The following is a 6,423-nucleotide window of genomic DNA, read 5'->3' as shown; positions in this document are numbered from 1 at the left end:
CGCGCCCGCGGGGTGCGGGGCCCCAGCACGTCGGTGACGGTGCGCACCAGGGCCGGTCCGTCGGGGGAGCGCCACAGCAGGGCCGCGGTCGTCAGGTCGTCGACGAGGGTGGCGGCCTCCTGCTCGTCCACCCCGACGAAGGGGCGATCGTCGCGGGGTCCGTGGAGCCGGCGATCGCGCAGGCCTGCAGGGCGGTGAGGTGCGGCAGGTCGAGGTGGTCGACGGCGCGGGCGGTGCTCGCCCGGGTGCTCGCCCGGGCGGCGAGGGCCGTGAGGTCGGCGGGCTGCGGTCGGGCGAGGTCCGGGCGGAGGTCGAGCAGTGCCGTCAGCTCCGCGTCGGAGCGCTGACGGATGTCCTCGGCGAGGGAACGCACCGACCCACGGTATGTCAGCGGACGGGCTGCTCGTCCGTCGCGGTCACGGCCAGGCCGTTGACGGTCGGGCTGATGATCCGCTCCAGCCGCAGGAAGAGCCAGGCCGTGAGGACGAGCCCCGCGACGACGACGAGGACGAAGGTCGTCGACAGGTCGCGCTCGAGGAGCACCCCGGCGACGAGCGGTCCGAGCACCCCGCCGGCCATGAAGGCCGTGGACTGCGCGGCGTTGACCCGCCCGCGCAGGTGGTCGGGCGCCATGTCGTTGGTGATCGCGGGCAGCGTCGGCTGCAGCAGGGTCTCGCCGAGGCCGAAGAGGGTGAGGAAGGCGACGACGAGCACGGCGGCCGCCAGACTGCCCGGGAGCTGGCCGCTCAGCCCGAGGGCCAGCCACGCGAGGGCCCAGATGCCGAGCATGACGAGGCCGACGCGCGTGCGCCGGTGGCCCTCGATGCGTTGGAGCACCCAGAACTGCAGCATGACGATGACGGCGGTGTTGGCGGCGAAGGCCAGCCCCACGACCGACGTGCTCACCTGCGCCACCCCGTGCGCGAAGGCCGGGATGCCCGCCTCGAGCTGGCCGTAGCCGACGAAGCTCGTGACGAGCGCCAGCAGCAGCACCCAGCGCATGCCGGGCAGGCGCAGGACCGTCGCGTAGCTCGCGGTCGCGGAGTCGTCGTCGGGGCGCTCGGCCCGCGCGTGCACATGACGAAGGGGGCCGAGCAGCCAGATGCCGGGGATGAGGACGAGCACGGCGTCGACGAGGAAGATCGTCTCGAAGGTCACCGGCCGGGTGACGTCGACGAAGGCCCCGGCGATGAGCCCGCCGGCGCCGATGCCGAGGTTGAGCAGGGCGAAGTTGACCCCGAAGTACCGCTGCCGCAGGGGTCCTCGCACCAGTGCGGAGATGAAGGTGTTGGACGCCGACCAGCCGATGCTCTGCGACAGCCCCATGAGGACCGCGCCGAGGACCGCGATCGGCAGGCTCGTGGCGAAGGCCAGCGCGACGGCGCCGAGGCTCTGGCAGACGCCGGCGACGATGAGCATCCACCGGGCGCCGAGGCGGTCGGTGAGGGCGCCGAGGGGCGCCGCGGCGAGGGCGGCCACCAGCGCGAGCAGCGCCATGATCGAGCCCGCGGTGTCGAGGGAGAAGCCCCGCACCTCGTGAAGGTAGATCACGGTGAAGGGCAGGGTCATGCCCCGGCCGAGGTGCTGGAGCGCGACCGTGGAGAGGAGGAACCTCCCTTCGCGCGGCAGCGCCCGCCAGAAGCCGGCCAGACCGGACCCGATCTCGTCGGCGGGGAGGTCCTTGGGCAGCGCGGTCACGAGGGGCAATGCTGCCCCACGGCACCGACAGCCGACCACTGGGTTTCGGCCTGCTCGGGTTAGCCTTGGGGGTGGTGCACGATCCCGTGCGCCCACACACTTTCGTAAGACAGCAAGAGGTGCACGGTGCCCACTGGCAAGGTCAAGTGGTACGACGCGGAGAAGGGCTTCGGCTTCATCTCCGGGGACGACGGCGCGGACATCTTCCTCCACGCCAATGCCCTGCCCGAGGGCACGACGACGCTCAAGGGCGGTACCCGCGTGGACTACGGCGTCGTCGAGGGCCGCCGCGGCGCCCAGGCGCTGGCGGTCAAGGTCCTCGACACCCCGCCGAGCGTCGCCTCCAACCTGCGCCAGCGCGACCGCAAGAGCGCCGAGGACATGGCCGCGATCGTCGAGGACGTCATCAAGCTGCTGGACAACGTCGGCAACGGCCTGCGCCGCGGCCGCTACCCCGAGCGCGCCCAGGGCGCCAAGGTCGCGCAGGTCCTGCGCCGCATCGCCGACGACCTGGAGGGCTGAGATGGCACGCGCCAAAGACCGACGCCCGTGCTCGCGGCCGCCGTCGAGCCGGCCCCGCCGCGAGCTGCTCGAGGCGACGAAGGGGGAGGGCGTCGGCGAGCACGTCGGCTTCACCCTCGACGCCGACCGCCTCGGCACGCACTGGTTCGCCGCGACCCTGCCGGGCTACGGCGGCTGGCACTGGGCCGTCACCGTGACCCGCGCGCCCCGTGCCAAGAGCGCGACCGTGTGCGAGACCCAGCTGCTCCCCGGTGACGACGCGCTGCTGTCGCCGGAGTGGCTCCCGTGGGCCGACCGGCTCGCCCCCGGCGACGTCGGCCCCGGCGACGTGACCCCCAAGATCGAGGACGACCCCAACCTCGAGGCCGGCTTCGAGGCCACGGGCGAGGAGGACGTCGATGCCGTCGCCCTGTGGGAGCTCGGCCTCGGCCGCCCCCGCGTCCTGTCCGCCGAGGGCCGCGACCAGGCCGCCCAGCGCTGGTACGACGGCGCGCACGGACCGACCGCCGAGGTCGCGGTCAAGGCGCCGGCCCGCTGCGACGGCTGCGGCTACTTCCTGCCGATGGCGGGCGCGCTGCGCTCGGTCTTCGGCGTCTGCGCCAACGAGTGGAGCCCGAGCGACGGCGGCGTCGTCAGCCGCGACCACGGCTGCGGTGCCCACTCCGAGGTCGACATGGCCGCCCCCGAGCCCGAGAAGGTCGGCGAACCGATCCTCGACGACGAGATCCTGGAGACCCTGTGAGCACGACCGCCGGCAGTCCGTCGACGCAGGGCTCGGCCCTGGAGCGGTTCTTCAAGATCAGCGAGCGGGGGTCGACGGTCAGCCGTGAGGTCCGCGGCGGCTTCGCCACCTTCTTCACGATGGCCTACATCGTCGTGCTCAACCCCCTGATCATCGGCACCCAGGAGGACTCGACCGGAGGCTTCCTCGGTGGCGGTGACGGCCCCAACCTCGCGATGGTCGCGGCCTGCACGGCGCTCGTCGCCGGCGTCATGACGCTGCTCATGGGTGTCGTGGCCAACTACCCGCTGGCGCTCGCCGCGGGTCTGGGGCTCAACGCCTTCGTCGCCTTCGGCATCGCCAAGCTGCCGGAGATGACCTGGGCCGACGCGATGGGCCTGATCGTCCTGGAGGGCCTGATCATCCTTCTGCTCGTCCTCACCGGCTTCCGCAAGGCGGTGCTCCACGCGGTCCCGCCGCAGCTGAAGACTGCGATCAGCGTCGGCATCGGTCTCTTCATCACCGTCGTCGGCCTCGTCGACGCGGGCTTCGTCCGCAAGGCCGAAGGGGGTCCCCTGGGTGAGCTCGGCGTCGGCGGCTTCCTGGCTGGCTGGCCGCTCCTCGTCTTCGTCATCGGCCTCTTCATCATCATCACGCTGCACGTGCGTGGCGTGAAGGGCGCGATCCTCTACGGGATCCTCGGCACGACGATCCTCGCGATGGTCGTCGAGGCGGTCTTCGACATCGGCGGCCAGACCAATGCCAAGGGCGAGCTGGTCAACCCCACCGGCTGGGGGCTCAACGTGCCGAGCCTGCCGGACTCGCTCGTCGCGACCCCGGACTTCGGCCTGCTCGGCGACTTCAGCCTCCTCGGCTCCTTCGGCAAGATCGGCGTCGTCTCGGCGGCCCTGCTCGTCTTCACGATCCTGCTCGCCGACTTCTTCGACACGATGGGCACGATGGTCGCCGTCGGTGCCGAGGGTGACCTGCTCGACGAGGAGGGCAACCCGCCGGGCAGCCAGCGGATCCTCGTCGTCGACTCGATCGCCGCGGTCGCCGGTGGTGCCGCGTCGGTCAGCTCCAACACGAGCTACATCGAGTCCGCCTCCGGTGTCGGCGAGGGCGCCCGTACCGGCCTGGCCTCCGTCGTCACGGGCGTGCTCTTCCTGCTCGCGACCTTCCTCTCGCCGCTCGTCGCGGTCGTGCCCTACGAGGCCGCGACCCCGGCCCTGGTGCTCGTCGGATTCCTGATGATGCAGCAGGTCAAGGAGATCGACTGGGACGACCTCGAGATCGCCATCCCGGCCTTCCTGACGATCATCCTCATGCCCTTCACCTACTCGATCACCGCGGGCATCGGCGCCGGCTTCGTCAGCTATGTCTTCATCAAGGTGGTGCGCGGTCGTGCCGCGACGATCCACCCGCTGATGTGGCTCGTCGCCGCGCTCTTCGTCCTCTACTTCGGCATCGACCCGATCAAGGGGATCCTCGGCGTCGAGTGACCCCCTTCGAACCCTCAGACCGGGTCCTGCAGGGTTCCTTTTGACCATTTAGTTAGCACAGGTAATGAGTTGTGCTAACTTGTTGTCGGACGAAGGGAGAGCCGTGGCAGATCACGAGGTGGCCCAGCTGGGTGACGACGGGGTGAGCGCGCTCAGCGAGGACCTGCGACTGGCGTGCATGCGGATCAGCCGGCGGGTCCGCTTCGAGAGCGTCGACGTCATCGCGCCGCACCAGTTCTCCGTCCTCGCCCGGCTCGAGGACGGCCCCCTGACCCCGCGGGCCCTCGCCGACATCGAGAAGGTCTCGGCCCCGAGCATGACGCGCACCGTCGGCTGCCTCGCCGACGAGGGGCTCGTCGAGCGCCACGACGACCCGGAGGACGGGCGCCGGGTCCTCGTCGAGCTGACGGCCGACGGGCGCGAGGCCCTCACCGAGACCCGCCGCCGCCGGGACAAGTGGATGACCGAGCGGGTCGCCGAGCTGTCGGGGGCCGACCAGGCGACGCTCCAGGCCGCGACCACGATCCTGCGGGGGATCGCGGCCCGATGAGCCCGACCTTCGCCTCCCTGTCGATCCGCAACTACCGCATCTACGCCCTCGGCGCGATCATCTCCAACGTCGGCACCTGGATGGGCCGCGTCGCGCAGGACTGGGTCGTCCTCACCGAGCTGACCGACCACTCGGCGAGCGCGCTCGGCATCGTCACCGGTCTGCAGTTCCTGCCGATGCTCGTGCTCGCGCCGTGGACCGGAGCGGTGGTCGACCGCTACCCGAAGCGGGTGCTGCTCCTCATCACCCAGGCCGCGCTCGGCCTCGCCGCGCTCGCCGGCGGTCTCCTCGTCGTCACCGGCACCGCAGCGCTGTGGCACTTCTACCTGCTGGCCCTCGTCACCGGCATCGCGACCGCCTTCGACAACCCCACGCGGCAGACCTTCGTCTCCGAGATGGTGCCGCGCGAGCGGCTGAGCAATGCCGTGGCACTCAACAGCGCCTCCTTCAACCTCGGCCGGCTCATCGGCCCGGCCGTCGCGGGTCTGGTCATCGCCGGCATCGGCTCCGGGCAGGCGCTGCTCGTCAACTCGCTGTCCTTCGTCACCGTGATCATCGCGCTGCTGTCGATGCGGGCGAGCGAGCTGACCCCGGCGCCTCGGGTGACCGGCCGCGGGTCGGCGCTCGAGGGCCTGCGCTACGTGCGCGGTCGCCCCGACATCGTCCTCGTCATGGTGCTGATCTTCGTCCTGGGCACCTTCGGCATGAACTTCCAGATCACCATCGCGCTCATGGCGACCCAGGTCTTCGACAAGGGTGCGGAGGAGTACGGCCTGCTCGGCTCGGTCATGGCGATCGGCTCGCTGAGCGCCGCGCTCCTCGCCGCCCGCCGCAGCGAGCCGCGCCTGCGGGTGCTGCTGCTCTCGCTCGTCGGCTTCACCTTCGCCGCGACCGGCGCCGCCCTCGCCCCGACCTACGCGACCTTCGCCGTCGCGCTCGCCGCGTGCGGCCTGACCGCGCTCACGGCGATGACGACGGCCAACGCCATGGTCCAGATGCGCACCGAGGCGACGATGCGTGGCCGGGTCATGGCCCTCTACATGGCGATCTTCTTCGGCGGCACGCCGCTCGGCGCCCCGATCATCGGCTGGATCGGCGACGTCCTCGGCCCGCGCTGGACGATCGGCATCGGGGCGGCCGCGGTCGGGATCACGCTCGTGGTGGTGTCGATCTGGCTCGGTCGGCACGAGAATGTCGAGGTGACCTACTCCAGCCAGCGCCGCCCGCGCGTGCGGGTGCTCTCGACCCCGACCCACGACGTCCCCGAGGCCGCCCGATGACCCCGCGGTTTCGCCGGGTCATGACCTGGCTCGTACTCGGCTCGCTCGTCCTCGTCGCGGTCCTCTCGGCCTTCCTCTGAGCCTGCCTACGGCACGGTCGCCGGAAAACCCGGCCGCGGACGGGGCATCGGCCGGGCGCGTCGAGCAGCG

Annotated in this window: 7 protein-coding genes; 5 read left to right on the top strand and 2 right to left on the bottom strand. The window is 71.5% G+C overall.

Annotation, left to right across the window (positions count from 1 at the left end; translation table 11 throughout):
* Positions 1 to 91 precede the first annotated feature (91 nt).
* Together AC2W7J_RS14370 and AC2W7J_RS14365 are read right to left on the bottom strand one after the other, a co-directional pair.
* Positions 92 to 373 (bottom strand): hypothetical protein, encoded by a 282-nt coding sequence (locus AC2W7J_RS14370; RefSeq protein ID WP_485983210.1) that lies wholly within the window; start codon positions 371 to 373, stop codon positions 92 to 94.
* A 14-nt stretch (positions 374 to 387) separates the two neighbouring features.
* The gene (locus tag AC2W7J_RS14365; RefSeq protein WP_485983208.1) at positions 388 to 1,698 is read right to left on the bottom strand and encodes an MFS transporter; all 1,311 of its coding nucleotides are present in this window, start codon (positions 1,696 to 1,698) and stop codon (positions 388 to 390) included.
* 126 nt (positions 1,699 to 1,824) lie between these two features.
* Between AC2W7J_RS14365 and AC2W7J_RS14360 the strand changes: the two genes are divergently transcribed.
* From AC2W7J_RS14360 to AC2W7J_RS14340, 5 genes are all read left to right on the top strand, one after another.
* Positions 1,825 to 2,220, top strand: coding sequence for a cold-shock protein (locus AC2W7J_RS14360; protein ID WP_255185191.1), 396 nt, complete (start codon positions 1,825 to 1,827; stop codon positions 2,218 to 2,220).
* Between the two features lies 1 nt (position 2,221).
* A complete protein-coding gene (locus tag AC2W7J_RS14355) occupies positions 2,222 to 2,962 on the top strand; it encodes a DUF3027 domain-containing protein (protein WP_485983206.1) in 741 nt (246 codons plus the stop codon).
* Positions 2,959 to 4,443: an NCS2 family permease gene (locus AC2W7J_RS14350; protein WP_485983204.1), complete on the top strand. Its 1,485-nt coding sequence runs from the start codon at positions 2,959 to 2,961 to the stop codon at positions 4,441 to 4,443. Before AC2W7J_RS14355 ends, AC2W7J_RS14350 begins: the two co-directional genes overlap by 4 nt.
* Positions 4,444 to 4,546: 103 nt before the next feature.
* On the top strand, positions 4,547 to 4,993 hold the full coding sequence (locus AC2W7J_RS14345; protein ID WP_421008191.1) for a MarR family winged helix-turn-helix transcriptional regulator: 447 nt from the start codon (positions 4,547 to 4,549) through the stop codon (positions 4,991 to 4,993).
* Entirely contained in the window at positions 4,990 to 6,273 is a 1,284-nt protein-coding gene (locus AC2W7J_RS14340; protein ID WP_485983202.1) for an MFS transporter, read from the top strand. Before AC2W7J_RS14345 ends, AC2W7J_RS14340 begins: the two co-directional genes overlap by 4 nt.
* Positions 6,274 to 6,423 lie beyond the last annotated feature (150 nt).

This window comes from Janibacter sp. CFPM2_SD2 (assembly GCF_057364645.1).
Note: the sequence above shows the minus strand (reverse complement) of the source record. Positions and strands in the feature narration are given on the sequence as shown.